The 23,916-nt window shown below is 68.4% G+C and carries 23 protein-coding genes and 1 tRNA gene; 8 read left to right on the top strand and 16 right to left on the bottom strand.

All coding sequences use genetic code 11. From position 1 onward, the window contains the following. Positions 1-250: 250 nt before the first annotated feature. Genes P0084_RS17030 through P0084_RS17050 form a run of 5 tightly spaced genes read right to left on the bottom strand, consistent with a single transcriptional unit; the run spans position 251 to position 4,373 of the window. A complete protein-coding gene (locus P0084_RS17030; RefSeq protein WP_308918084.1) occupies positions 251-439 on the bottom strand; it encodes a histidinol phosphate aminotransferase in 189 nt (62 codons plus the stop codon). Positions 440-449: 10 nt separating this feature from the next. Next, entirely contained in the window at positions 450-1,571 is a 1,122-nt protein-coding gene (locus P0084_RS17035) for a pyridoxal phosphate-dependent aminotransferase (protein WP_308918085.1), read from the bottom strand. Beyond that, on the bottom strand, positions 1,572-2,522 hold the full coding sequence (locus P0084_RS17040; protein ID WP_308918086.1) for a 2-hydroxyacid dehydrogenase: 951 nt from the start codon (positions 2,520-2,522) through the stop codon (positions 1,572-1,574). Then, a complete protein-coding gene (locus P0084_RS17045; RefSeq protein WP_308918087.1) occupies positions 2,519-2,935 on the bottom strand; it encodes a VOC family protein in 417 nt (138 codons plus the stop codon). Before P0084_RS17045 ends, P0084_RS17040 begins: the two co-directional genes overlap by 4 nt. 58 nt (positions 2,936-2,993) lie before the next feature. Further along, the gene (locus P0084_RS17050) at positions 2,994-4,373 is read right to left on the bottom strand and encodes an FAD-binding oxidoreductase (protein WP_308918088.1); all 1,380 of its coding nucleotides are present in this window, start codon (positions 4,371-4,373) and stop codon (positions 2,994-2,996) included. Between the two features lie 97 nt (positions 4,374-4,470). Here P0084_RS17050 and P0084_RS17055 point away from each other — a divergent pair. Beyond that, positions 4,471-4,547, top strand: a tRNA-Met gene (locus tag P0084_RS17055). Positions 4,548-4,557: 10 nt separating this feature from the next. Here P0084_RS17055 and P0084_RS17060 read toward each other — a convergent pair. The 5 genes from P0084_RS17060 to P0084_RS17080 all read right to left on the bottom strand — a co-directional run bounded on the left by P0084_RS17060 (position 4,558) and on the right by P0084_RS17080 (position 10,433). Beyond that, positions 4,558-5,961: an alpha,alpha-trehalose-phosphate synthase (UDP-forming) gene (locus P0084_RS17060; protein ID WP_308918089.1), complete on the bottom strand. Its 1,404-nt coding sequence runs from the start codon at positions 5,959-5,961 to the stop codon at positions 4,558-4,560. Continuing rightward, on the bottom strand, positions 5,954-6,736 hold the full coding sequence (gene otsB / locus P0084_RS17065; protein ID WP_308918090.1) for a trehalose-phosphatase: 783 nt from the start codon (positions 6,734-6,736) through the stop codon (positions 5,954-5,956). The genes P0084_RS17060 and otsB overlap by 8 nt, the downstream gene beginning before the upstream one ends. Positions 6,737-6,762: 26 nt before the next feature. Then, on the bottom strand, positions 6,763-7,608 hold the full coding sequence (locus P0084_RS17070) for a UTP--glucose-1-phosphate uridylyltransferase (protein ID WP_308918091.1): 846 nt from the start codon (positions 7,606-7,608) through the stop codon (positions 6,763-6,765). 159 nt (positions 7,609-7,767) lie between these two features. After that, on the bottom strand, positions 7,768-9,204 hold the full coding sequence (locus tag P0084_RS17075; RefSeq protein ID WP_308918092.1) for a UdgX family uracil-DNA binding protein: 1,437 nt from the start codon (positions 9,202-9,204) through the stop codon (positions 7,768-7,770). After that, a complete protein-coding gene (locus P0084_RS17080; protein WP_308918093.1) occupies positions 9,204-10,433 on the bottom strand; it encodes a putative DNA modification/repair radical SAM protein in 1,230 nt (409 codons plus the stop codon). Before P0084_RS17080 ends, P0084_RS17075 begins: the two co-directional genes overlap by 1 nt. Positions 10,434-10,761: 328 nt before the next feature. Between P0084_RS17080 and P0084_RS17085 the strand changes: the two genes are divergently transcribed. Genes P0084_RS17085 through P0084_RS17095 form a run of 3 tightly spaced genes read left to right on the top strand, consistent with a single transcriptional unit; the run spans position 10,762 to position 13,294 of the window. Further along, on the top strand, positions 10,762-11,556 hold the full coding sequence (locus tag P0084_RS17085; protein WP_308918094.1) for a hypothetical protein: 795 nt from the start codon (positions 10,762-10,764) through the stop codon (positions 11,554-11,556). Beyond that, positions 11,556-12,017, top strand: a complete 462-nt coding sequence (locus P0084_RS17090; RefSeq protein WP_308918095.1) for a phage holin family protein — start codon at positions 11,556-11,558, stop codon at positions 12,015-12,017. The genes P0084_RS17085 and P0084_RS17090 overlap by 1 nt, the downstream gene beginning before the upstream one ends. After that, positions 12,014-13,294 (top strand): DUF3618 domain-containing protein, encoded by a 1,281-nt coding sequence (locus P0084_RS17095; RefSeq protein ID WP_308918096.1) that lies wholly within the window; start codon positions 12,014-12,016, stop codon positions 13,292-13,294. The genes P0084_RS17090 and P0084_RS17095 overlap by 4 nt, the downstream gene beginning before the upstream one ends. 279 nt (positions 13,295-13,573) lie before the next feature. On the opposite strand, the gene P0084_RS17100 is transcribed toward P0084_RS17095, so the two are convergent. Beyond that, entirely contained in the window at positions 13,574-14,065 is a 492-nt protein-coding gene (locus tag P0084_RS17100; RefSeq protein WP_308918097.1) for a ferritin-like domain-containing protein, read from the bottom strand. Between the two features lie 165 nt (positions 14,066-14,230). Here P0084_RS17100 and P0084_RS17105 point away from each other — a divergent pair, with 165 nt between their 5' ends. Together P0084_RS17105 and P0084_RS17110 are read left to right on the top strand one after the other, a co-directional pair. Then, the gene (locus tag P0084_RS17105; protein ID WP_308918098.1) at positions 14,231-14,671 is read left to right on the top strand and encodes a ferritin-like domain-containing protein; all 441 of its coding nucleotides are present in this window, start codon (positions 14,231-14,233) and stop codon (positions 14,669-14,671) included. A 74-nt stretch (positions 14,672-14,745) separates the two neighbouring features. Beyond that, positions 14,746-15,861 carry an SDR family oxidoreductase gene (locus tag P0084_RS17110; protein WP_308918099.1) on the top strand — a complete coding sequence of 372 codons (1,116 nt, stop codon included), beginning with the start codon at positions 14,746-14,748 and terminating at the stop codon, positions 15,859-15,861. Positions 15,862-15,992: 131 nt separating this feature from the next. Here P0084_RS17110 and P0084_RS17115 read toward each other — a convergent pair whose 3' ends face one another. Both P0084_RS17115 and P0084_RS17120 read right to left on the bottom strand, forming a co-directional pair. Then, positions 15,993-17,564, bottom strand: coding sequence for an alpha-amylase family glycosyl hydrolase (locus P0084_RS17115; RefSeq protein WP_308918100.1), 1,572 nt, complete (start codon positions 17,562-17,564; stop codon positions 15,993-15,995). Positions 17,565-17,658: 94 nt separating this feature from the next. Further along, positions 17,659-18,510, bottom strand: coding sequence for an SDR family oxidoreductase (locus tag P0084_RS17120; RefSeq protein ID WP_308918101.1), 852 nt, complete (start codon positions 18,508-18,510; stop codon positions 17,659-17,661). 159 nt (positions 18,511-18,669) lie between these two features. On the opposite strand from P0084_RS17120, the gene P0084_RS17125 reads away from it, so the two are divergent. Both P0084_RS17125 and gndA read left to right on the top strand, forming a co-directional pair. Then, a complete protein-coding gene (locus tag P0084_RS17125; protein ID WP_308918102.1) occupies positions 18,670-19,245 on the top strand; it encodes a hypothetical protein in 576 nt (191 codons plus the stop codon). A 73-nt stretch (positions 19,246-19,318) separates the two neighbouring features. Continuing rightward, positions 19,319-20,710: an NADP-dependent phosphogluconate dehydrogenase gene (gndA, locus tag P0084_RS17130; RefSeq protein ID WP_308918103.1), complete on the top strand. Its 1,392-nt coding sequence runs from the start codon at positions 19,319-19,321 to the stop codon at positions 20,708-20,710. Between the two features lie 260 nt (positions 20,711-20,970). On the opposite strand, the gene P0084_RS17135 is transcribed toward gndA, so the two are convergent. The 3 genes from P0084_RS17135 to P0084_RS17145 all read right to left on the bottom strand — a co-directional run bounded on the left by P0084_RS17135 (position 20,971) and on the right by P0084_RS17145 (position 23,767). Continuing rightward, positions 20,971-21,789 carry a class II fructose-bisphosphate aldolase gene (locus P0084_RS17135; protein WP_308918104.1) on the bottom strand — a complete coding sequence of 273 codons (819 nt, stop codon included), beginning with the start codon at positions 21,787-21,789 and terminating at the stop codon, positions 20,971-20,973. 157 nt (positions 21,790-21,946) lie between these two features. Then, positions 21,947-22,801: a 5-deoxy-glucuronate isomerase gene (locus tag P0084_RS17140; RefSeq protein WP_308918105.1), complete on the bottom strand. Its 855-nt coding sequence runs from the start codon at positions 22,799-22,801 to the stop codon at positions 21,947-21,949. A 3-nt stretch (positions 22,802-22,804) separates the two neighbouring features. Further along, the gene (locus P0084_RS17145; protein ID WP_308918106.1) at positions 22,805-23,767 is read right to left on the bottom strand and encodes a PfkB family carbohydrate kinase; all 963 of its coding nucleotides are present in this window, start codon (positions 23,765-23,767) and stop codon (positions 22,805-22,807) included. Positions 23,768-23,916: the final 149 nt, after the last annotated feature.

Genomic DNA, 23,916 nt, shown 5'->3' on the forward strand with positions numbered 1-23,916 from the left:
GCGGATCCGTCGGACGGATTGCAGACGCAGGGCAGACGCGCAGCAGACATCCGTCGCATGGCCGGCGAACGACGCGATCGTCCTCGGGGGCGTCACGGATCGCGCATGCGAACCCTTTAATCTATGGGCTTATCGCGTCGACTTGCATCGGACCCGCGCTCCCGGTCAGACTGTGACCACGGACGATCCCCGCGACCGGCACCCGAGCAAACGTTCGCCGCACCGCAGCATCGGTCGGGGCGGGGTCGGGCTACTCCGCCCGCTCCAGCCGCCGGTCCAGCCACACGATGCCCTGCCGCAGCGCCACGCACAGGACCAGGGCCACGACGTAACCCCACACCCCCCAGATCACCATCAACCCCATCACCAGGATCAAATAGCACATCGCCAGGAAGGCGTTGGTATAGTCGGGGGCGGGCTGCGGTCGTGGTCTGGTCATGCCCCGCAGTCTAGCGCGCCACGCCCGCCACGCCAGACCCCAGATCGCGCAGCACCGCCCCCAGGGCGGCATCCAGCGCGTCCAGGTCCGCCGCCCGCCCGCAGGACACGCGGATGGAACGATCCAAGGGCGCGACGCCCGGCATCCGCACGAAGACCCCCCGCCCCAGCAGCCCGTTCAGCACCGCACGCGCGAAGGCCCCGTCCCGCCCGCAATCGATCGCCACGAAGTTCGTGGCCGACGGCAACGCCCGCAGGCCGTGCCCGGCGGCGATGGCGGCGATCCGGTCCCGGGCGTCGGACACCTGCGCGACCACGCGTCCCAGCCAGTCCCGGTCCCGCAGCGCGGCCAATGCACCCGCCTGCGCCACGCGGCCTACGCCGAAGTGGTTCCGCACCCTATCGAAGGCCGCGATCAGGTCGGCGTGCCCCAGCGCATAGCCGACCCGAAGCCCCGCCAGCCCATGCGCCTTGCTGAAGGTCCGCATGCGGATCACCCGGGGATCCGACGCGTCGATCGGCGGCAGCGCGTCCGCCGGCGCCAGATCCGCATAGGCTTCGTCCAGGCACAGCAGGGATCCGTCCGGCAGGTCGTCCAGCATCGCCGCGATGCGCGGACCCGGATGCCAGGACCCCATCGGGTTGTCCGGGTTCGCCAGATAGACCAGCGCCGCGCCGACCTCCCGCGCCACCGCCGCCAGCGCATCGACGTCCTCGTGGTCGTCGCGATAGGGCACCGCGTGGATCGCCCCGCCGAAGCCCGCCACGTGATAGCCGAAGGTTGGGTACGCACCGGCGGACGTGACCACCGGCGTGCCGTGCCCCACCAGCAGGCGGACCAGGTTGCCCAGGATCCCGTCGATCCCCTCGCCGACGAGGACGTTCCCGGGCGCGACCCCGTGATGGTCCGCGATCGCGACGCGCAGGTCGTGCATCTCGGGGTCGCCGTACATCCACGCGTCGCGCGCCGCCGCCGCCATCGCGTCCACCGCGTGGGGGGAGGGGCCGAACACGCTCTCGTTGGCGCCCAGCCGGGCGGCAAAGGGGCGGCCCGCCGCGCGCTCCTGCGCCTCCGGGCCCACGAAGGGAACGGTCGCCGGCAGGCCCGCGACGAGCGGCGTGAGGCGGGGCATCTAGCGGCCCGCCATCGCTTCGGATCGATCGACCACATGCAGCAGCGGCTCGCCCGCCTCGCCGCGGCGGACGTTCTCGGCGATGACCTTCGACGCCACACCCGGGCGGGTGTGGGACGCGACGTGGGGGGTTACGGTGACGCGCGGATGGGACCAGAACGGATGGTCCGGGGGCAACGGCTCCACCCGGTGGGTGTCCAGCGTGGCATGGGACAGGTGGCCGCGGTCCAGCGCATCCAGAAGGTCGTCCTCCACCACCAGCGCGCCGCGGGCGGGGTTCAGCAGGACCGCGCCGGGCGCCATGGCGGCCAGGAAGGCCTCGTCAACCATGTCCTGCGTGGCCGAGGTGTGCGGCATCAGCAGGACCACGATCTCGGCCTCCGCGAGCGCGTCGTCCCGCGCTTCCGGCCCGTGCAGGCACCGCACGCCATCCAGCGACCGTGCCTTGCGCGTCCATCCGGTCACGTCGAAGCCCAGACCCGCGAGGGTCGTCGCGCAGGGGGCGCCCAACGCGCCCAAACCCAGCACCGCCACCCTGCGGTCCGGGGCCAACGGCGGGGCGGTGCCGTCCCACGCTCGGTCGGGGTTCACGATATGCGCATCCATCCCCAGATGGTGCCGCAGCACGTGACCCGTCACCCATTCCACCATGCCCTGCACCAGGCTGTCGTCCACCATGCGGGTCAGCGGGACCGTCAGGGTCGGGTTTCCCTCCACCCGCTCCACCCCCGCCCACAGGCTCAGGACGCCCTTCAACCCGGTATAGGGGGCGAAATCCTCCACCGGCCCCTTGGGGGAATGGATCATCCAGTCGAAGGCGGCGGGATCGTGGTCCCGCGATACGGGCACCATCGCCACGTCCAGGCCGGCCTCGGCGAACGCGTCCCGGAGGTGCGGCGCCCATTCGTCCCAGCCGGCGTCGCGGCCCGCGAACAGCACGCGGACGGTCATGTCGCGAACGCGCCCGCGCCCGGGTCGGTCATGCCCTTGAACTCCAACGGGTTGCCGAACGGATCCAGCAGGAACATCGTCGCCTGCTCGCCCGGTTCACCCGGAAAGCGGATGACGGGTTCGATGACGAAGGCCTGCCCCGCCCCTTGCAGGCGGTCCGCCAGGGCGCGCCAGTCGTCCATGGCCAGCAGGGCCCCGAAATGCGGCATCGGCACCATGTGGTCCCCGACCCGCCCCGTGGGGCGATGCGCGAAGGGTTCGCCTAGATGCAGGCTGATCTGGTGCCCGAAGAAGTCGAAGTCGACCCAAGTGTCGGTGCTACGCCCCTCCCGGCAGCCCAGCAGGGCGCCATAGAAGGCACGCGCCCCGTCCAGGTCGCCGACGTTGAACGCGAGATGGAAGATGCTCGTCATCGGGCCTGTCTGCCATGGGCCATGGGGGATGCCAAACGACGAACGCGAATGGTCCGCATCACGCCCCCGGCACGACCTTGCCGGGGTTCATCCGGTCGTCCGGATCCAGGGCCGCCTTGATCGCGCGCATGACGTCGAGGGCGACGCCGTCCTTGCGCCGCCGCATCGTGGCCAGCTTGGCCAGACCGATCCCGTGCTCCGCGCTGATCGAGCCGCGCAAGGCCACGGTCACGTCCTCGACCATGGCGCGCAGGGCATCCAGATGGTCCGGGTCGTCCCGCGTCGGATACAGCGTCAGATGGACATTGCCATCGCCCAGGTGGGACACGGACAGATGCTCCGCCCCCGGATCCATCGCGGCCAGGCGTTCGTCGATGGCAGCATAGAATTCGGCGATGCGGTCGATGGGCAGGCAGACGTCGTTGTCGACGATGGGCAGGCGGGTGAACGTCACCTCCGCCGCGGCCTCGCGCATGGCCCAGATGTCCGTGCGCTGCTGTTCGGACTGTGCCACCACGGCATCGAGGACACCCCCTTCCTCGGCGGCATCGGCCAGCACGTTCTCCAACGCCTCGTCCACGGGGCGGGACAGGCTGGCGATCTCGACCATGATCGTATGGTTGTGGATCTCGAACGGCTGGCGCAGGTCCGGACGGACGCGCGCCAGTTCGCGCATGTAGATCGACGGCATGTACTCGAACGCCTCCACCGCACCGTCCGTCGCGCGTTGCAGGACGTGCAGCAGCCGCAGGGCGGCGGGCAGGTCGCGCACGGCCGCCAGGGCCGTCGCACGGTAGGCCGGCCGGGGGTGCAGGCGAAGGACGGCGCCGGTAACGATGCCCAGCGTCCCCTCCGCCCCGATGAACAGGTCGCGCAGGTCGTAGCCGGAATTGTCCTTGTGCAATTCAGACATCAGGTCGAGCACCCGACCGTCCGCCAACACGACCTCCAACCCCAGGCAGAGGTTGCGGGTCGGGCCGTATCGCACGACGTTCGATCCGCCCGCGTTGGTGGACAGGGCCCCGCCGATGCGTGCCGATCCCCGCGCCCCGAAGGTCAGGGGGAACACCATGCCGTGGGCGTCCGCCGCGTCGTGAAGGTCCGACAGGACCACCCCCGCCTCGACGACGGCCAGGCGCGCGTCGTCCCGGATCTCGCGGATGCGGTCCATCCGTTCCAGGCTGAGCATCAGCGCGCCCTCGTTGGCGGTGCCGCCGACGAGCCCGGTGTTGCCCCCCACGGGCACGACGGACAGGCCGTGCCGCGCGGCGATGCGGACGCAATCCGCGACCTGCTCGGTATCGCCGGGCCGCACGACGGCCAGGGGATGGGCCTGCCACTTGCCCGTCCAATCACGGGCGAAGCGATCCGTGTCCGAACCCGTCAGGACGTGGCCGTCCCCCACGGCGTCGCGCAGTTCCTGCAGCGGTGTCGCCATGTCCTTCATCGTCGCGTCCCCGTCCCCTTCGGCCGGGCGAAAACCGCGGCCGCCGCCCTTGACGCACCCCCGCGCGCGCCGTATCTCGCCGCGCATCGGCGGTGTAGCTCAGTTGGTTAGAGCAGCGGAATCATAATCCGCGTGTCCGGGGTTCAAGTCCCTGCACCGCCACCAACCCCCCTTCTCATATCGCCTTCAGATAATCGTCTATGGGACGCGGTGCCGCGGACAGGCGGTCCAGGAACCGTTGCGTCCACCAGCCGATATCCTGTCGAAACACCCCTTCGCGCAGGGCGTCGTGGCGCCGACGGCGTTCCCTGATGTCCATGTTCAGGGCATCGGCGATCGTATGCGCGAAGCCCGCGGGATCGAACGGGTTGACCAGCAGCGCTTCCTTCATCTGCTCGACGGCCCCGGCGAAGTGCGACAGGATCAGCACGCCGGGGTCGTCGGGGTCTTGGGCGGCCACGAACTCCTTGGCGACAAGGTTCATGCCGTCCGCCAGGGGTGTGACCAGCGCCACGTCCGCCCGGCGGTACAGGCCGGCGATCACGTCGCGGTCCACGTGCCGGTTCACGTAGCGGATGGGCGTCCAGTCCAGGTCGGCGTACTGCGCGTTGATGGCGCCCGCCGTCTGCTCCAACTCCTCGCGGATCTCCTGATAGGCGGTGACGTCGCCACGGGAGGTCGGCGCGATCTGCAGGAAGGTCGGGCGGGGATAGTGATCCGGCCGGTTCTCCAGGTAATGGGCGAACGCCTCGAACCGGTGGACCAGCCCCTTCGAATAGTCCAGACGATCGACGCCCAAAAGCAAGGGCGCGCGCTTCTCGATGGTGAGGCGGGGCACGGTCGCCCGCTCCGCAGCGTCGGCGAAGGCCTGGGCATCGATGCCGATGGGGAAGGCGCGCACGCAGAACTCCCGCCCCGCGCGGCGGAAGAATCCGTCGTCGAGCTGCTCCGTCTTCGCATCCGCGCGCAGCATCTCGCGGACGGAGGATACGTCGCGCTGGGTCTGCAACCCGAAGATGTCGTGCGCGGCGATCCATGCCGGCAGCATGGCCACCTGCGGCAGGGCCATCACGTCGGATGGATTGGGGAAGGGGATATGCAGGAACAGGCCGATCCGGTTCGACACGCCCAACGCGCGCAGTTCGTGCGCTACCATCAGGAAGTGATAGTCCTGCACCCAGATCAGATCGTTCGGCTTGGCGATCGCCGCGATGGCCCGGGCCACACGCTTGTTGACGGTCGCGTAGTGGTCGAAGTCCCCCTCGTCGATGTCGAGGAGGTCGGATCGATGGTGGAAGAGCGGCCAAAGGACCGAGTTCGCATAGCCGAGGTAGTAGCGGCGATGCTCCTCCTCCGACAGGGCGAAGGTGCGGCGTTCGTATGCGTCGTCGCCGATGGTCGTCAGACCCGGCTCGGCGACGGGCGTCGGTTCGGCGGCGCCGATCCACAGCCCGCCGAACTGGGTCAGCGCCTCGTGGATCGCGTGGACGAGGCCGCCGGATGGGATGTTGCCGCGCGGTATGCGGTTGGACAGGACGATGAGGCGCCCGCCGCCGGGTTTGTCGTCCCCATCAGGCAAGCCACTTCTCCAGCACATCCACCAGGGCATCCGGCCCTGCCAGACGGAAGCGGCCGACCGTCTCGGCCTCACCGATCTTGATGCCGATGCCGCCCAGACCTTGCGCGACGTCCATCGCGGCCTCGTCGGTCAGATCGTCGCCCGCATAGATCGGCGTCTTGCCCGCGAAGCCCGGCAGTCCCATCAGCGTCCGCACGCCCACGTCCTTGCCGACCCCTTCGGGCTTCAGCTCGTAGGCCATCAGGGCCGGCTGCAGCCGGAACCCATCGCTCGCGCAGGCCAAGCTGTCCATGAACTTCATCGCCAGCCCCGCCTGCTCCTCCGCCTGGCGATAGTGGAGCACGACACCGGAGGGCTTGTTCTCCACGAGGAACTCGGGACGCAACGCGGCGAAGTCGTCGACCAATCGCTGCAGCCGGGAGACCGTCGCGAGATCGATGTCCTGGGTCTGGGACTTCGTTCCGTCGATGCGGGCTTCCGCGCCGTGGGTGCCGATCAGGTTGCCGTCGAAGCCGGGGAGGAACGTTTCCAGGTCGTCGATCGTGCGACCCGATACCAAGGCGACCCGTCCGTCCATCCGATCCATCGCGCGGGACAGGAGGTCGGGGACGCGGGCCGGGACGACGACGCCCATGGGGCGGTCGGCGATCTCGACCAGGGTGCCGTCGAAGTCCAGCAGGAGAGCCGAGTCCGACGGATCGGGCAGGGCAATTGCGTCGTCGTCGCCGTCAGGTCGGTGTCCCGGCATGAACCCCGTCATCTCGTAGTATAGCACCGCATCCCTCCCCTGGCATCGTCATGTCATTCGGCCGCCACGCTAAGGTGCGCACGGCCCCGTTGCTCCTGGACGGCGAGGGTGGCGCGCACCAACCCGTCCTTGTCCCCGCAATCGTAGCGCGTGCCGCTGAACCGATAGGCGTGGACCCGCCCCAGCGCCGCGATCGCATCGGTCAACTGTATCTCGCCGCCCGCACCCTCCCCGGTGGCACGCAACGCATCGAAGATCGCCGGCGACAGCACGTAGCGACCAACGGCCGCCAGATTCGACGGCGCGTCCCGCGGCGCCGGCTTCTCGACGAAGCCCTTGGCGGGCAGGACCGTCGCGTCGCCGTCGGCGCAGTCGAATACGCCATAGCTGGAAACCTTGTCGCGCGGGACCCTCTGCGCCGCGACCAAGCTGCCCATCGTGCGCTCGTCGAAGGCATCGGCCATCTCAGCCAGCGCAGGGGCGCCTAGGATCAGGTCGTCAGGCAGGATCACACCGACCGGGCCGTCCAGCACGGCGTCCGAACCACAAAGAACCGCATGGCCAAGGCCTTTCTGCTCGTGCTGCATGACGAACACGAGTTCCACGTCGGCGGGCATGTTCGTGGCGCGCACGGCGCGGACGAGGGCATCCTTCTGTTTGGACTGCAGTTCGGCGAGAAGGTCGTCGCAAGGCCCGAAGTAGTCCTCGATGGCGGTCTTCGAAGGATGGCTCACCATCACCAGCCGCGTGGCGCCGGCGTCCAGGGCTTCCCGAACGGCGAATTGCAGGAGGGGCGTATCGTAGACAGGCAGCAATTCCTTCGGGGTGACCTTCGTCGCGGGCAACATCCGGGTTCCCATGCCCGCCACGGGAAAGATCACGGTCTTCAAACCAGCCATCAAAACGCACTCCTCGGATCCGACGAAACGGCGTCAGTCGCCGCTAGGTCTAACAGGAACGACGAGGGGGATGTTCCTGGAAAGCACCCACATTTCTGCATGGCCGCAATCGTCCCGCTGTCGAACCGGAGAGGTTGACATCCCCGGCCCGACTGTCTGTCAGTTTGACAGGAACTCGGGTATCTTTTCCAGGTCTTTCCGAAACTTATCCGTTTCGGCCTGTTTCAGCTCAGGATCGGGCAGGCGCAGCAAGTACGATGGATGAACGGTCACCAGGACCGGACGGTCGTCCTTCGTGCGCTCGAACGAGCCCCGTCGCTTCAGGAGCCCCGCGGCGTTGCCGGTCAGCGTTCCCAGGGCCGTCGCACCCATCGCAACGCAAAGCTTCGGATCGACCTGCGCCAGTTCCTGCTCCAACCACCACCGGCAGGCCTTCACCTCCGAGGTGGCGGGCTTCTGGTGGATGCGGCGGCGGCCCCGAAGGTTGAACTTGAAGTGCTTCACGGCATTGGTGACGTAATGCTCCGACCGGTCCAAGCCGGCCTCGGACATGATCTGGTCGAACAACTGGCCCGCCGGTCCGACGAAGGGGCGCCCTTGCAGGTCCTCCTGATCGCCGGGTTGCTCGCCGACGAACATGACTTCGGCGCCGCTCGGACCTTCTCCGAACACCACCTGCGTCGCGGGTCCGTGCAACGGGCACCGGGTGCAGGCCTCGGCCTCCCGCTCCAAGGTACCGAGGTCCGTGGCCCCGAACAGGTCGTTCTGGAATGCATCCTTCATCTCGACGTTCCTTCCGGCTGGGACCGCTTGCGCCGGGGGGCGCGGGGCTGTGGCCTGCATGGCCGTCACCCTGTGGCGGGCCGTGGCGATCATATCGGGAATGGCCTGCGCTTCGGGAAGGTTCCGCCAATACTTGCGCGGCATCTCAGCGCGCATGGCGTCCGGCTTCAGGCGTGCGGGGTTGAAGATTGATCGGTAATAGGTCGTCCAAAGCTCCTCCAGCGGGTCGCCGTCATCGGGGCGGACGAAGGCGCCCGCGACATAGGACAAGGTCCCGCCCGCGAAGACAATCCGCACCTCCGGCGTGGTGATCGCCCAATCCATGTCGCCGAAGCGCGATGCGAAGAAGGGACCCGTCACCTCCTCGATGCGGTGGTCTGGTTCGAACCATGCGGCGAAGGCCCGCCTGCCATCATGCCCTCCGGGCGTCACGTCGCGGAAGCGCACGAAGGCGTGCATCTTGTGGATGTCGCGACGCAGGGCCTTAGCGATGGCGAAGGCGGTGGCGACGTCCGCATCCGCTCGGTTCGACATCAGGCCGCGGACCAACTGCGATCGCATAAGTAACCGATAGGCGACGTCCATGCCGCGACCCGTCCGTTCGGGGACGAGGTGCGGCAGCATGTCGGCCAGCAGCTTCGGCGCCGTCACGCCCGCCGATGGTGGCGGCAGGGGGTCTGCGAACATCGCAGGCGCGCCACCCTCCAGACCCCAGTCGACGGCGGCGGGCTCGATCCCCGCGCCGGCCAGGGCCCGCGCCGCGTCCCGCCACGCCGCCAGCGTGCCCAGACGCGGCAGCCGGGGCGCGAACATCAGAACAGTTCCAGCTGCTTCGGCTTGACGAACCGATCGCGCAGGTCGGCGGAGTCCAGGACCCGCCCCGGAACGTGGCCGCGGGCGATCACGAAGGGCATCGCGGCCTTCGTCCGGCCCCCCATGCGGCGCACGTCCTCCAGCGAAAGGGCGGAATGGCGGCGGGCGGCCAGGATGCGGTCCACGATTTTCGTGCCGAAACCGGGCACGCGCAGCAACATGTCCTTCGGGGCAGCGTTGACGTCGACCGGGAACCGATCGCGGTTCACCAGCGCCCAGGCCAACTTGGGATCGACGTCCAGGTCGAGCAGCCCGTCCCCGCCCTGCGGAACCACCTCGTGCAGGGTGAAGCCGTAGAAGCGCAGCAGCCAGTCCGCCTGATAGAGCCGATGCTCCCGCAGCAGCGGCGGGTCCTTCAGCGGCAGGACCTCGCTCGCATCCGGAATGGGCGAGAAGGCGGAATAGTACACCCGCTTCAAGTCGTACGCGCCATAGAGCCGCGTCGCGTTGCCGAGCACGTCCGCGTCGGACGATCCATCCGCGCCGACGATCATCTGCGTCGACTGGCCCGCGGGGGCGTACCCCTTGCGGCGGCGGCCCGTATGGGACGGATCGGAGCGATCCTCCCGCGTGGTGCGGACCTTTGCCATCGCCTTCCGTATGCCCGTCGCGTCCTTCTCGGGGGCATAGCTGTGCAACCCCGCATCGGTCGGCATCTCTATGTTGATGGACAGCCGGTCGGCACACAGGCCCGCGCGCTCGATCAACTCGGGCGACGCGTCGGGGATCGTCTTCAGGTGGACGTATCCGCGGAACCCGTCCATCCGCAACTTCTCCACAATGCGGACCATCTCCTCCATCGTGTAGTCGGACGACTTGATGATGCCGGACGACAGGAAGAGACCTTCGATGTAGTTCCGACGGTAGAACTCGGTCGTCAACCAAACGACCTCGTCGACAGTGAACCGGGCCCGCTGCACGTTGGACGACCGCCGATTGATGCAGTACGCGCAATCGAAGATGCACACGTTCGTCATCAGGATCTTCAACAGGCTGATGCAGCGCCCATCCGGCGCGTAGGCATGGCAGATGCCCGAACCAGTGGTGGAGCCCAGCCCCGATCCATCCCGTGACGACCGCTTGGCCCCACCCGAGGACGAACAGGACGCGTCGTACTTCGCGGCGTCCGACAGGATCGCCAGCTTTTGCTGAATCGTCATCTTGGCCATGCGTTCGATATATGTTCTGGCGGATCGGATCGCAATGCGGCAGACGCGGTTCGACCAGTTCCATAAACCCTTTCTTGAACGATCCCCCCCGCCCCCTCGGAACGTTCCCCGCTGAGGCCGCGTTGGGTGCGCACACGGTCCAGAACCGTTCTCGAACCACGCCCCCGAACCGGGGGCCACGTCACGCAGGAGAGGTCCTCATGCACAGCATCTTCTACATCATCGGCGTCGTCGTCGTCGTGCTCGCCGTAATCAGCTTCGTCGCCTAAAGCCTCCGACCTCGCCGCACCGAGATTCAAACGCATCCGCTAACAGGAGGATATGCATCATGTCCGACGAAACCCCCAAGACGCCTGGGATGAAGACGGCCGCCGCCGGCTCCTCCGGCTCCGCCACCGGGACCGGTGGTCAGACCACGTCCGCGACCCCGGCCACCCCGTCGACGCCGAAGCCCGCGGGCCTGTCCCCCACGACCGGAACGAGCGGTTCGCTGGGCGCCGACCCCGTGTCGCCCACGACCACACCCCAGCCCGGCCCGACCGCCGGAACGAGCGGGACGTCGTCTGGGAAGCCCGAGGACAAGTCCGCCGCCGACATGGCCAAGGAGACGTCCGACGCCGCCAAGTCCCGCGCATCCGAGTTGTCCGAGAAGGCCAAGTCCGAAGCCGCCAATCTGGCGGAGCAAGGCAAGACGATGGCTCGCGACAAGGCCGACGAGGCCAAGGGTTATGCCGCTTCGGAAGTCGAGCGCACGGCCGAGCAGATTCGCGCCGCAGGTCATGAGTTCGGCGACGACAGCTACACTGCGCAGGCTGCCGATTACGTCGCATCGTCCCTGACGGATGCTGCGGAGGCGCTGCGCAACCGCGACGTCGACGGCATGCTGGCCGAGGTCAACGACTTCGCCCGCCGCAACCCCGCGCTGTTCCTCGGTGGCGCCGCGCTGCTGGGCTTCGCCGCCGCCCGGATGCTCAAGTCCTCCGAACGGAACGGATATTCGGCGACGTCTCGCGACCCCTACGGTCGCCGGTACGATTCCCCCGCACGGGGCGTCGCGAACACCCCCTACGACCGCCCCGCCGGTTCCGCGGGCATGGAGTTCACCAACGGGAGGACCCTCTGATGGCTGACAAGGTATATGAGACGTCCGACCCGCACGTGACCCCGAATGGCGGTCCCGGACGGACGGAAGCAGAACCCACGAGCGCGCGCGGCGCGTCCACGCTGGTCACCGACGTCCTGACGCACGTCACGAACCTCGTCCGCAAGGAGATGGATCTCGCCCGGACGGAGATCAGCAACAACATCAACCGCGCCGGGGTGGCCATCGGCCTTCTGGTCGGCGCGCTGGTGATCGCGCTAGTCGCCTTGAACGTCTTGGCCGCGGCCCTCGTCGCCGCGTTGACCGCCTTGGGGCTGGATGCCGGTTGGGCAGCCATCATCGTCGGCGGCGGCTTGGCCGTGATCGCCTTCGCCATGGTGGCGAAGGGCCTCAACGATCTGAAACTTACCTCGCTCGCGCCGACCCGCACGATGAAGAACGTCGAGCGCGATGCGGAGACCGTCAAGGAGACGATGCAATGACCGACGACCGCAACCCCGCCGAGATCGAGCGCGAGATCGAGGCCGAGCGCCACGCACTCGCCGACTCGCTCGAGCAGCTGCAGGCGCAGTTCTCGCCCGAGCGGATCGTCAACCAGGCGACGGGCTACTTCAAGGACAACGGCGGCGAAATCGCGGAGAACCTGTTGCTGCAGGTCAAGCGGAACCCCGTCGCGGCCGGTTTGGTCGGCGTGGGTCTGGCCTGGCTGATGATGGCCAAGAACAAGCCGACCAAGGCGGGCACTTACGATCGCAACAGCTTCACCCACGACAGCCGTTACACCGGCTCGTCCTACGATGGGGTCGGGGGCCGCGGATCGAGCTATGCGAGCGATCGGTCCGGCCGGTCGCCCAGCGTCGGCTATGACGATCGCACGTACCCGTCCGCGCCGGGAAGCCTGTCGCAGCCGACGCATGCCGCGTCCGACTTCGACAACCGCGTGGAAGGCGCCACCGGGTCGTCCGACGACGGGGACACGGCCTGGGATTCCGCGAAGGCGAAGGCCGGTGAGCTGTCCGACAAGCTGTCTGATCAGGCCAACGACGCGAAGGCAGGTGCGTCGGACCGCTGGTCGTCCGCGAAGGACGGGACGTCCGCCCGACTGGGCGCGGCCCGCGAAGGCACCAGCGCCGCATTGAACGACTGGCAGGGCCGGGCACGCGACCGCTATGACAATGCGCGCGACGGCTATGCCGCGTATCGGGCCCGCGCCTATGCGCGGTCCGCCGAACTCCGCGCGCGGCTGGACGAAGGGACCCGCGACATGTCCGATGCCGCGCGCCAGCGTGTGCTTCAGGCCCGTCAAGCCGCTGCGGAGGCACAGGAAGCCATGGAACGGAAGTTCGGTGACTATGCCGATGGCACGCGCGAGGCCTACGATCAGCAGCCGCTGATCGGCGGTCTGATCGCGGCCGGCATCGGTGCCATCGTCGGCGCCAGCCTGCCCCGGACGGAAACCGAGGATCGTTACCTCGGCCAGCACCGTGACCGTCTGTTCGACGAGGCGGAGCGGATCTTCGAGGAGGAATCCGCGAATCTGAAGGCCGTCGCGGGCGCCGCGTTGGACGAAGCCAAGGCCGTTGCCAACGAGAAGGTCGAGGGCGTCAAAGCCAAGACCGACGAGGCCAAGAAAGACGTTCCGTCCGGTGACGAAGCCGTCAAGAAGGCCGAGGGCGAAGCCCGCGACGCGGTCAATCGGGTGGCGGACGCCGCGAAGGCGAAGGCCGACGAGAAGGGTCTGGGCAAGTCGATCAACTGATCCCTGACCGATCCGTAGTGGAAGGGCGGTGCCTCACGGCGCCGCCCTTTCTCCGTTCCGCGCGCGAATGGGCATTTCGACCCAGCGACGGTCGTTCGCAGGCCGGGTACGATCAAACGTTTCGGAATCCGGTCCCGTGACGAGGATCGATCATCGGTATCGCGCCCTTCCGGGGCGCTATAGCGGGCAACCGCCCGCAGTCATTATCCCTTCGGGGCACGAAAAAAAGGGCCGGCGTCCCCGCCGGCCCTCGCTGTCCTGTTTGCCGTTCCGTGTGGATCAGGCGGCGGCGGCCTTGTTGATGCCGCCCTTTGCGAGATCGGTCAGCTTCTCGTCGCCGTCATAGGTGTTCGACAGGTGCCGATCCAGCAACTGCACGTCCTCGTCGAGGCCCAGTCGCTCCGCGAACGCCTTCACGCAGCCGTATCCCGCGATGGCATAGTGGGCCATCCGCTGGTACTGCGTGATGATCATCGCGTCCTTCACGTCGCTGTCACCGAATTCTTCCTCCAGCACGTGCGCGCGGGCCTCGGCCACCAGGCCTTCCATGCCCTTGCAGTGCTCGCCGTCGGGGCTGACGTCGTGCTTGCGCGCGATGCCGGCCATCACGTCCATGCCGGCCGAGATGCCGTTGTGGCCCTTGTGCAGCGCTTCCTTCAGCTCCTCGTTCGTGGCGGCCTTCTCCAACTCGATGACGATGTCGCGGGACTGCCTCGTCGCGGAGTACAGGTCTTGGATTTGGTCGAGATAGAGGTCCTTGAGCGTGTTCATGCCGTTCTCCTTCATGGGGTTCGATTGCGTCTGAGGGAACAACGTCCGACGCCTGCGCACGTTCCTGCCCGCCATTCGGGGACCTCGCGTCAGGCTTGGAACCTACCCGCCCCGGGACGTCGTTGGTGCCGTGAAACCGAAACCAAACCTGAAAGGACATGATCCATGACCGATCGTATCGACGCCCTGAAGACCCTCCTGACCCGCCTGGTCGATAGCCGGGAAGGCTATCGCGAGGCCCGCGACGACGTGAACAATGCCGCGCTGAAGTCGACCTTCGACGACTTCATCGCCCGGCGCGACCGCGACGCTGCCGAAATCCGGTCCTATCTCACCCGCGAAGGTCACAGCGTGGACGAGGACGGCTCCCTGCTGGCCTCCGCGCACCGGTCGTTCATGGGACTGAAGGACGCTGTCACCGGCTCGAACGACGCCACCATCCTGGCGGAGATCGTGCGGGGAGAGAAGAAGCTCCTGGGGGCATACGACGATGCCCTTGCCGCCGCCGGCGGCACGTCGCCCGAATACGCATGGCTGACGGAGCAGCACAGTTCGCTGCGCGGCACCATCCAGCAGTTGGAGACGCGCCAGGACTTGGCGGCCTGAACACAATCGCCGCTTGGGGCGTTCCTTCGGGGACGCCCCTTTTCGATTCCGACACCCTGCACAGGAGCATTGCAATGAAGATCGCACTCGTCACCGGAGGAACCGCAGGCGTGGGACGCGCGACTGTCTCGGCCCTGCTGGACAAGGAGTACCGGGTCGCGGTGTTGGCCCGGGGCAAGGACCGTTTGGACGAGATGCAGACACAGTACGGCGACCGGGTGTGGACCCGCGTGTGCGACGTGTCGAAGGATTCCGAGGTGCAGGAGGCTGCCGACGCGCTGGTTTCCTACTGGGGAACGCCCGACGTCTGGGTCAACAACGCGATGCTGACGTCCGTGTCCCCCTTCGACGAGGTGGACGAGGATGAGTTCCGCAAGATCACCGAGACGACGTATTACGGGCACGTCAACGGTTGTCGTGCCGCCCTGCGGGTGATGACGAAGGGAAACATCGTCAACGTCGGTTCGGGCCTGTCCTATCGTGGTCTTCCGTATCAGGCGGCCTATTGCGGGGCGAAGCACGCGATCAACGGCTTCAGCCAGTCGCTCCGCGCCGAGCTCATCCACCAGGGCCGCCCGATCGAGATCTCGCTGGTGCAGCTTCCAGCCATCAACACCCCGCAGTTCGACTGGTCGCGCAATCGCCTGGACGTGAAGCCACAGCCGGCGCCCCCGATCTTCCAGCCGGAGGTCGCGGCGCAGGCGGTGATGAAGGCAATCGAGGGCGACGCCCGCGAGATGCTGGTCGGCCGGTCAGTCCTGCAACTGATCTTCGGGAACATGCTGTTCCCCGACGTGCTGGATCAGCAGCTGGGCAAGCAGGGCGTCGAGATGCAGCGTTCGGAGCAGAAGGACTGGGGCCGCGCGGACAACATCGACGGCCCACTGCCCGACTATCCGGCCAAGGCCCATGGCTCGTTCGACCACAAGGCCGAAGGGTCGGGCATCATCGTCGATGCCGACCGCACGCGGAAGGCCGTCGCCTTGACGGGAGCGGCGCTCCTGGTCGCGGCCGGTGCCTTGGCGGGTCGGACGTTGGCCCCGCGGCGCAAGGCGCGTCCCGTGGTGGTTGACCGGCAGGACGGCGACGATGCGGGGCGGATCGACGATCAGGACCGGCACGCCGCGTGGGGCGCGCCGCGCGTGCCGGTCGCCCGGTTCGACGGACGCGACCTGACGCGGACGACCTGAACCAAGGACGCGAAAGGGGCGGCTGCGATACAAGTCATCGCGGCCGCCCTTCCTAGCGTCGTCGAGGGTTCGGACCCTATCCATTTGCCGATATCGGAACGGTCCGCCGCATGCGCGGAACCGTAAGACCATCACCCCACCCAGATCGCTCCGCAACGACCCGGCATGTGCGTGCCTTCGAAATCGGCCGATGCCAGCGCCGGGTCCTTCCGCACGCGGGCCGTCTTCGTGCCGAAGTTCAGCACCACCTCGATCCGCCCGTTCGCATGCTCGCCCGGAATGCCATAGGACAGGCGGATGACGTCGCATTCGTGGGACCAATCGTCGAGCACCATGTCCCCGATCCCCCGTTCGCGGCGGAACGTCATCGCGCGCCGATAGAACCCGAGGTTCGAGTGCGCGCTGATCGTTTGCACCGCAATCGACTTGCCCTGTGGCCAGTCGACCGGAAGCCACGGCGTGCCCTGGGTGAACCCCCGTTGCTGCGTCTCGCCCCAGGGGATCGGCACCCGGGCGCCTTCGCGGCCGGGTCCGTCGGGCCAATAGAGCAGGTCGAGCGGGTCCGTGACGTCGTCGCGCGACAGCCTCGGCTGCGACAGTCCCAGTTCTTCCCCCTGATAGACGATCACGGGGCCGGGCGCGGTGGCCAGCAGCAGGGCCAGGAAGCGCACGTCGCGATCGCTTCCGTCGCCCGCCTTGTCCGCGTGCCGCGGCTGGTCGTGCGAGGACAGCCACCACCCCAGCCGTTGCGGATCCGCCGTGCGGCTCAGGATGTCGGCATAGGCCTCCGCCGTGGCCCGGTTCTCGGCCAGATCGGTGGTATAGGCCGCGTTGAGGCGGTCGGGGTGGGAGAGGCCGGAGGCGAGTTCGACGGAGTTGTTCCCGCTCGTGACCTCGCCCAGAAGGAAAACGTCCTGCCCGGCCCACCGGCGCACGTTCTCCATGTAGGACAGGCCGTCGCCCGGCAGGATGTCGTGGACGTGGTCCTGATAGGTGTAGGGCACGAACGTCTCGCCCGACGCGGAGCGCTGCACAGCCTTCGTCGCGGGTGGGTTGTCGGCCATGCTCTCGTCGAACAGGAAGCTGGTGACGGCGTCGAGGCGGAACCCGTCGACACCCCGATCCAGCCAGAACCGCATGATCGCCTGCATCTGCTCCTGGACGGCGGGACAGCGCAGGTTGAGGCTGGGCTGGCGGTGCGTGAAGTTGTGCAGGTAGTACTGGCGCCGCACGTGGTTCCAGGTCCAGGCGGGCGGACCGAACTGGGACAGCCAGTTGTTCGGCGCCGTGCCGTCCGGCTTCGGGTCCCGCCAGACATAGAAGTCGTCGTAGTCCGGATCCCCCATCACGGACCGCACGAACCAGGGCGCCGTGTCCGACGTGTGGTTGTAGACCTGGTCGATGATGACCTTGAGGCCCAACTCGTGCGCGCGGGCGACCATGCGGTCGAAATCCGCCATCGTCCCCAGCGCGGGATGGACCGCGATGTGGTCCGCGATGTCGTAGCCGCCATCCGCGAACGGCGACGGATAGAACGGGCTGACGTAGATGGCGTCCACGCCCAACGTGGCCACGTGCTCCAGCTTAAGGGTGATGCCGTTCAGGTCGCCGGTGCCGGTGCCGGTCGTATCGTGGAACGAGCGTGGATAGATCTGGTAGATGACTGGCGCCTTTGGCCAGACGCGGTGGGGGGTGTCGGCCAAGGGCACGCTCCGGGTGATGTCGTGCGGGGGGACCTAGACGGAAAACGCCGCCCGGCGAGGCGGGCGGCGTTCGCGGCGACGAGGGCCGGGCGGTTCAGGACCCGACGATCACCCCGCCGTTCGGGTGCATCGTCTGCCCGGTATAGTAGCTGCCGTCCGAGGACGCGAAGAACAGATAGGCGGTCGCGACCTCCCACGGCTGCCCAGCGCGTCCCATGGGAACCTGGCCACCGAAGCCCTCCACCTCCTCCGCCGGCATGGTGCCGGGGATGAAGGGCGTCCAGATCGGCCCGGGGGCGACCGCGTTCACGGTGATGCCCTTCTCGACCAGGTTCGAGGCCATCGCGCGGGTGAAGGCCAGCGACGCGCCGCGCGTGACGGTATAGGTGATCAGCGCATCGTTGCCCTTGAAGGCGTTGACCGAGGTCGTGTTGATGATCCGCGCGCCTTCGGACAGGTGCGCGAGCGCGGCCTGGGTCACGAACATGTAGGCCATGACGTTCGAGCCCAGCATCTGGCGGATCTTCTCCTCCGACAGGGACGCGAAGTCCTCGTCCAGCCACTGCTGCGCGCCGTTGTTGACCACGATGTCCAACTGTCCGAACTTGGCGACCGTGTCCTCGACGGCCTTCGTGGCGTTGTTCTTCAGTCCCAGGTCGCCGGGGATCAGCAGGCATTCGCTGCCCTCCTCCTCGACGATCCGCTTGGTGTCCTCCGCGTCCTCGGTCTCGTCCAGGTAGGCGATTGCGACCTTGGCGCCTTCACGGGCGAACAGGGCTGCGACCGCACGGCCGATGCCGCTGTCGCCGCCGGTGATCAGCGCGACCTTTCCGTCCAGCTTTCCGACGCCAGGGTGGCGGGGCTTCCAGTCGGGGGCCGGATCCATCTTGTGCTCGTCCGCGGGCATCGAGTCCTGGGACTGCGGGGGGATTTCGGGGGCGTTCATGGCATCATCCTCGCTTGGCCAGATTCCTGTGCGAACGGGATGGGACGGGCGGATGTTCCGTGCGTCGGTGCGGCGTCGTGTGCCTTCACATCGCCACGCAGCTGCCTTATCATTTCCAAAGCGGCAAATACAGGCAACGCGCCGCAAGGGGAGGTTGGGGTGTCCGGACCCACCACGATCGTGACGCTGCGCGAACGGCTTCGGCTGGACACGCGGCGGTCCCACGACGCCATGGACCGCGCCTATCGGCGCTTCGACACGGGCACGTCGGACGGGTTGGCGGGGTTCCTGCAGGGGCATCTGGCGGGTCTGACGGCGCTCGCGGACAACGCGGATCGCGAACTGGTCGCGATGCTGGCCCCCATGCTCGACGTGTTGCGCAGCGACCTGGCCGAACTGGATGCGGACGCGGCGGTGGTCCCGCCGATGACGCCCAAGCACGACAACCCCCTGGCGCGGCGATACCTTTGGCTGGCGGTGCGGTTGGGCACCCGGATGCAGGCGCGGCATCTGCGCGCCGCACTCGACCCCCGTGTCCAGGCCGCCTGCCGGTTCGTGGACGCGATGGCCGATCCCGGCCCCAGCCGCGCCTTCGTGGACATCCTGGAGGAACGGTCCGCCCGCGGCCTGGAGGCGGAGGGCGTGCTGCGCGCCGCGAACGATTGGTTCGCGTGCTACGAACATTGCGCCGTCACCCGCGCGGCCGCGCCTGGACGCGTGGCCGCCACGGGTTGAGCGGTTCGGCCTTCGTTCTTTCCCCGCCCGTATCCAAACGCTAGTCTCCCCGGACCAAGGGGAGGGACATGGCATGGGCGATGCGCGGATCGGTTTGATCGGGCTGGGAACGATGGGGGCCGCGCTGGCATCGAACATCGCGGAGAACGGCTTCGACATCGCCGTCTTCAACCGGACCACGCAGGTCACGCGCGACTTCGCCGCCGAGGCCGGCGCGCTGGCCCCGCGGATCACCCCGACGGAGTCGCTGGAGGCGTTCGTCGATGCCATCGCCAAACCGCGCGTCATCGTCCTGATGGTGCCCGCCGGGCCGCCGGTGGACGATCAGATCGCGGCGCTGCGGCCGCTTCTGGACGGGGACGACCTGATCGTCGATTGCGGTAACGCGAACTTCCACGACACGAACCGTCGCATGGCGGACGCGACCGGTCCCTTCCTGGGCGTGGGCGTATCGGGGGGCGAGGAGGGCGCGCGCCACGGCCCGTCGATCATGGCGGGCGGGGACCCGGCCTGCTGGGCGCGGGTCGAGGACATCATGGAGGCCATCGCCGCTAAGCACGGGGACGAACCCTGCGCCGGGCTGTTGGGCCCGGGGGGTGCGGGGCACTTCGTGAAGATGGTCCACAACGGCATCGAGTATGCCGACATGCAGATGATATCGGAGGTCTACGGCATCCTGCGCGACGGGCTGGGGATGGGGCCGGACGACGTGGCGGGGGTGTTCGACCGTTGGAACGGCGGGCCGCTCGAAAGCTATCTGATCGAGATCACGGGGAAGGTCGCCGCCGCGAAGGACGTCGCCACGGGCGAGCCGCTCCTGTCGGTGATCGTGGACGCGGCGGGCCAGAAGGGCACGGGGCGTTGGACCGCCATCGAAAGCCAGCACCTGTTGACGCCCATCCCCGCCATCGAGGCCGCAGTAGTCGCGCGCAACGTGTCCGCCAGGCTGGAGGAACGGGCGGAGGGGGAGGCCATGTTCGGCCCGGCCCCGCAGGCGTTCGACGTGGACCTGGAGCTGTTGGAACGCACCCTGATAGCGGGCAAGGTCCTGTGCTACGCGCAGGGGTTCGTCATGATATCGGCGACATGCGAGGCGCATGGCTGGGACGTAGATCTTCCCACCGTCGCGCGCCTGTGGCGCGAGGGGTGCATCATCCGGTCGGCGATGCTGGACGACATGGCCACCGCCCTTGGCGACCATCCTGGCGAGAACCTGATGCGTACGCCCCATTTCGCGGACATCCTGAAGGCGCACCACGACGCGTTGCGACGGGTGGTGTCCCTGGCCGCGCTGCACGGCCATCCGGCGCCCGCGCTATCGTCGGGGCTGGCCTATTTCGACGCGATGCGGACGGCGCGGGGGACGGCGAACATGATCCAGGCGCAACGGGATTTCTTCGGCCTGCACGGGTTCGTCCATGTCGACGGGCGGACGGACGTGCACGGGCCATGGGCGGAGGATTGACGTCCCGTACCGCTTCCGCCGGGCACGGAGCGGGCGGAACATCGTCCTTTTCCGACACCAAATGTCGGTGTGCACCCCCCGTACACCCCCTGTACACCCCCCGTACATACGCAGAGCTGCCCATGGGGCGGCCGTAGCGCATCGCGAATCGGTTCCGCGCAGGGGGTGGTATCCGGCGGTCCGCGATGGGGGACCGTGCTGCGGACCTCGGGTCGCCTCTCCGGACCGACCCGTCCCTGCGGGACCGACCCTCCACCTTCTCAAACGTCCCACATCCCCGCGATGATCGCGCGGGCCGCTTCGCGGAGCGGACCTTCGACCGCCTTCAGGATCGCGACGCGGTCGTAGGCGTGCGGATCGGCGGCCAAGGCGTCGCGCAGGGCGCGGCCGAAGACCTGACGCAACTCGGTGCCGACGTTGAACTTGGCCACCAGCCCGTCCCGCGCCAGGGCGGCGCGCTGGGCGTGGGGCACGCCGGAGCCGCCGTGGATCACGAGGGGGACGTCGGTGATCGCACGGATGGCGCGGAGGCGGTCGAGATCCAGACCCGTCGTCGCGTCGGTCCGGAGGTGGACGTTGCCTGCGGACACGGCCAGCGCGTCCACGCCGGTCAGCGCGGCGAAGCGCGCGGCGTCGCCGGGGTCGGTGCCCCAGCTGGGTTCTCCGGACGCGTAGCCGACGAAGCCGATCTCGCCCTCGGACGATGCGCCTGCCGCGCGGGCCATGTCGGCCACGGCCTTCGTCCGGGCCACGTTGTCGTCGAAGGGCAGGCGGGATCCGTCGAACATGACCGACGTGAAGCCCGCCGCCAGGGCGGCGCGGGCTTCGGCGGCGTCCGCCCCGTGGTCGAGATGGGACACGACGGGGACCGAGACGGTTCCGGCCAGTTCGCGGAACATCGCGCCCCAGACGGGCAGGGGCGTGTGGGCGCGGGCGGAGGGGCCGGCCTGCAGGATCACGGGGGCGCCGACGTCCTGCGCCGCCAGGGCGTAGGCGCGCGCGTCCTCCCACCCCAGGCAGACGAGGCCCGCGACGGCGCGGCCGGGCGCGAGGACGTCGGCAAGGGTGGCGCGGGTCATGCGTTGGGACGTCCCTGCGCGGGGCGAAGGTATCCGCGGGAGGCGGGGCCCCCGCGCGGGGCGGGGCCGGAGCACGCATCGCGGTGCTGCTCCGCCAGATCGTCGGGACCTCGGCCCGGGGGCCGGGGTGACGCTGCGGCCCGGGAGGGCCGCTGCGTCACTTGAACTTCGCCACCATGTCCATGATGCCCGGTATTTTCGACAATTGGTCGGCGTGGGTCGGCTGGAAGTACTGCTTCAGCGATCGTTGCGACAGCCCGCCCAGGATCGTGAAGTAGTACATCCGGTATCCCGGCAACACCGCGCAGGGATGGTATCCGCGGTCCAGGCAGATCGTGGACCCGTCCATGATGTGATAGGCGTCGCCCGGTTCGTTGTCGGTCCGTTGCAGCATCTGCACGCCGGATCCGTGCTTGGGCTTGAAGCGGAAGTTGTAGGTCTCGTCGTGGCGCGTCTCGATCACCTCGCCGTCCTGCGTGCGGTCGGTGTCGTGCTTGTGGCTGGGGAACCCCGACCAGCCGCCTTCGCCCACGGTGAACAGTTCCGATACCAGCAGACGGCCGACGCGGTCGTGGTACTGCGCCCCCAGCACGTGCGCGATGCGGCGGTGGGTCTTCGTGTCGTCCGACCCGTACTGCACCTTGTCCAGATCGGCGGCGCGGACCGCGAACGGGGTCAGCGTGTCGGCGAACCTGGCGCCTGCGATGAACACCTCCGCCGCCGCGCTGCGGCAGGTGATGCGCGCGCCCGTGTCGGTGGGGACGTAGACGCCCTCGGGGTCGCCTTCGAACACGTCCTCGGTCCGCAGGCCGATGTCGCGGTAGGCCTCGCCGCCGACCTCGATCGTCACGGTGCCGGTGGCGGGGACGATGCACGTCTCGTAGCCCGGCACGCGGTAGTCGTAGGTCTGGTCTTCCGTCAGGCGCACGATGTTGAAGTAGTTCAGCGGGACGGTCGCGTCGTCCACGTCGACGATGGGCCTGTTGCCGTTGTCGTGGGGCGGAATGTGCATGGGCTACTCCGTCGGGCCGGGATGGGTCTGCAGGAAGGCGGCCAACTCGGCCCGGTCGGGCAGGGCGGCGGAACAGGTGGGGCGGGTGACGGTGACGGCGGCGCAGGCGGACCCTTGCAGGACGGCGTCGTGCAGCGTCATGCCGCCCGCCAGGCCCGCCATCAGGCCGCCCATGAAGCTGTCGCCCGCGCCCGTGGGCTTCAGCGCGTCCACGGGGTAGATGCCGGTCCGGACCTCGGCGTCGGGCGTGATTGTGACGGCGCCGCGTTCGCCCATCTTGTAGACCACGACGCGTGCGCCCTCGCCGATCAGAGACCGCGCCTTGTCCAGACCCGCGTCGTAGTCGCCCGCCATGAACCCGAACTCGACGTCGTTGCCCACGACCACGTCGCAGGCCGCGCCCGCGCGGGACAGGACGTCCGACGCCACCTGAGGGGACGGCCAGGAATAGGGGCGATGGTCGATGTCGAAGACCAGCGGCAGGCCCGCCACGCGGCCCCGGTCCAGGGCGCGGAACGCGGCCGTGCGCGATGGGTCGGCGGCGAAGACCGTTCCGGCCGTGATCAGCGCGTCATAGTCGCCGTAGTCCACCGCCTCGACGTCGGGCAGATCCATGGCGAAGTCGGCGGCGCCGTTGCGGTAGATGACGGATTGGTGATCCTCCACCGTCGTTTCCACCACGGCCAGCGAGGTTCGCGCCTCGCCCCCGACCGCCCGGACATGGGTCCGGCCCACGCCGTAATGGTCCAGGCGGTTGCAGGCGTACCGCCCGACCGCGTCGTCGCTGACGCAGGTCACGATGTCGGCGCGGCCCCCCAGCTTGACGATCTGGACGGCGGTGTTGGCGGCCGATCCGCCCAGGGCGGAGATCCAGCGTTCGCCGTGTTCGGTCTTCGTGCCCGGCGGGTCGGGATAGAAGTCCATCCCCGCGCGCCCCACGACGAGGAAGCGGTCGCCCGCGATCATCAGATCCCCTGCCGTTGCCGGGCGCGGCCCGCTTCGACGTCCTCGTGGGCCGCGGTCACGTCGTCCGACGGGCTGGTCTGGGGGGTCCCGACCTCCCACCAGGCGTGGCCGCCTTCGGTCCAGCCGTCGCGGGGATCGACCTGCATGAC

This window comes from Jannaschia maritima, from assembly GCF_030973515.1.
GTDB classification, from domain to species: domain Bacteria; phylum Pseudomonadota; class Alphaproteobacteria; order Rhodobacterales; family Rhodobacteraceae; genus Jannaschia; species Jannaschia maritima.

Bases quoted from the DNA above. Each gene is read 5' to 3' on its own strand.
- P0084_RS17040 (WP_308918086.1), bottom strand. From the start codon at position 2,522: ATGACCGTCCGCGTGCTGTTCGCGGGCCGCGACGCCGGCTGGGACGAA.
- P0084_RS17090 (WP_308918095.1), top strand. From the start codon at position 11,556: ATGGCTGACAAGGTATATGAGACGTCCGACCCGCACGTGACCCCGAAT.
- P0084_RS17035 (WP_308918085.1), bottom strand. From the start codon at position 1,571: ATGCCCCGCCTCACGCCGCTCGTCGCGGGCCTGCCGGCGACCGTTCCC.
- P0084_RS17110 (WP_308918099.1), top strand. From the start codon at position 14,746: ATGAAGATCGCACTCGTCACCGGAGGAACCGCAGGCGTGGGACGCGCG.
- P0084_RS17105 (WP_308918098.1), top strand. From the start codon at position 14,231: ATGACCGATCGTATCGACGCCCTGAAGACCCTCCTGACCCGCCTGGTC.
- P0084_RS17085 (WP_308918094.1), top strand. From the start codon at position 10,762: ATGTCCGACGAAACCCCCAAGACGCCTGGGATGAAGACGGCCGCCGCC.
- P0084_RS17050 (WP_308918088.1), bottom strand. From the start codon at position 4,373: ATGGCGACACCGCTGCAGGAACTGCGCGACGCCGTGGGGGACGGCCAC.
- P0084_RS17075 (WP_308918092.1), bottom strand. From the start codon at position 9,204: ATGTTCGCGCCCCGGCTGCCGCGTCTGGGCACGCTGGCGGCGTGGCGG.
- P0084_RS17135 (WP_308918104.1), bottom strand. From the start codon at position 21,789: ATGACCCGCGCCACCCTTGCCGACGTCCTCGCGCCCGGCCGCGCCGTC.
- gndA (WP_308918103.1), top strand. From the start codon at position 19,319: ATGGGCGATGCGCGGATCGGTTTGATCGGGCTGGGAACGATGGGGGCC.
- P0084_RS17080 (WP_308918093.1), bottom strand. From the start codon at position 10,433: ATGGCCAAGATGACGATTCAGCAAAAGCTGGCGATCCTGTCGGACGCC.
- P0084_RS17100 (WP_308918097.1), bottom strand. From the start codon at position 14,065: ATGAACACGCTCAAGGACCTCTATCTCGACCAAATCCAAGACCTGTAC.
- P0084_RS17045 (WP_308918087.1), bottom strand. From the start codon at position 2,935: ATGACGAGCATCTTCCATCTCGCGTTCAACGTCGGCGACCTGGACGGG.
- P0084_RS17070 (WP_308918091.1), bottom strand. From the start codon at position 7,608: ATGGCTGGTTTGAAGACCGTGATCTTTCCCGTGGCGGGCATGGGAACC.
- P0084_RS17095 (WP_308918096.1), top strand. From the start codon at position 12,014: ATGACCGACGACCGCAACCCCGCCGAGATCGAGCGCGAGATCGAGGCC.
- P0084_RS17120 (WP_308918101.1), bottom strand. From the start codon at position 18,510: ATGAACGCCCCCGAAATCCCCCCGCAGTCCCAGGACTCGATGCCCGCG.
- P0084_RS17140 (WP_308918105.1), bottom strand. From the start codon at position 22,801: ATGCACATTCCGCCCCACGACAACGGCAACAGGCCCATCGTCGACGTG.
- P0084_RS17145 (WP_308918106.1), bottom strand. From the start codon at position 23,767: ATGATCGCGGGCGACCGCTTCCTCGTCGTGGGGCGCGCGGGGATGGAC.
- P0084_RS17030 (WP_308918084.1), bottom strand. From the start codon at position 439: ATGACCAGACCACGACCGCAGCCCGCCCCCGACTATACCAACGCCTTC.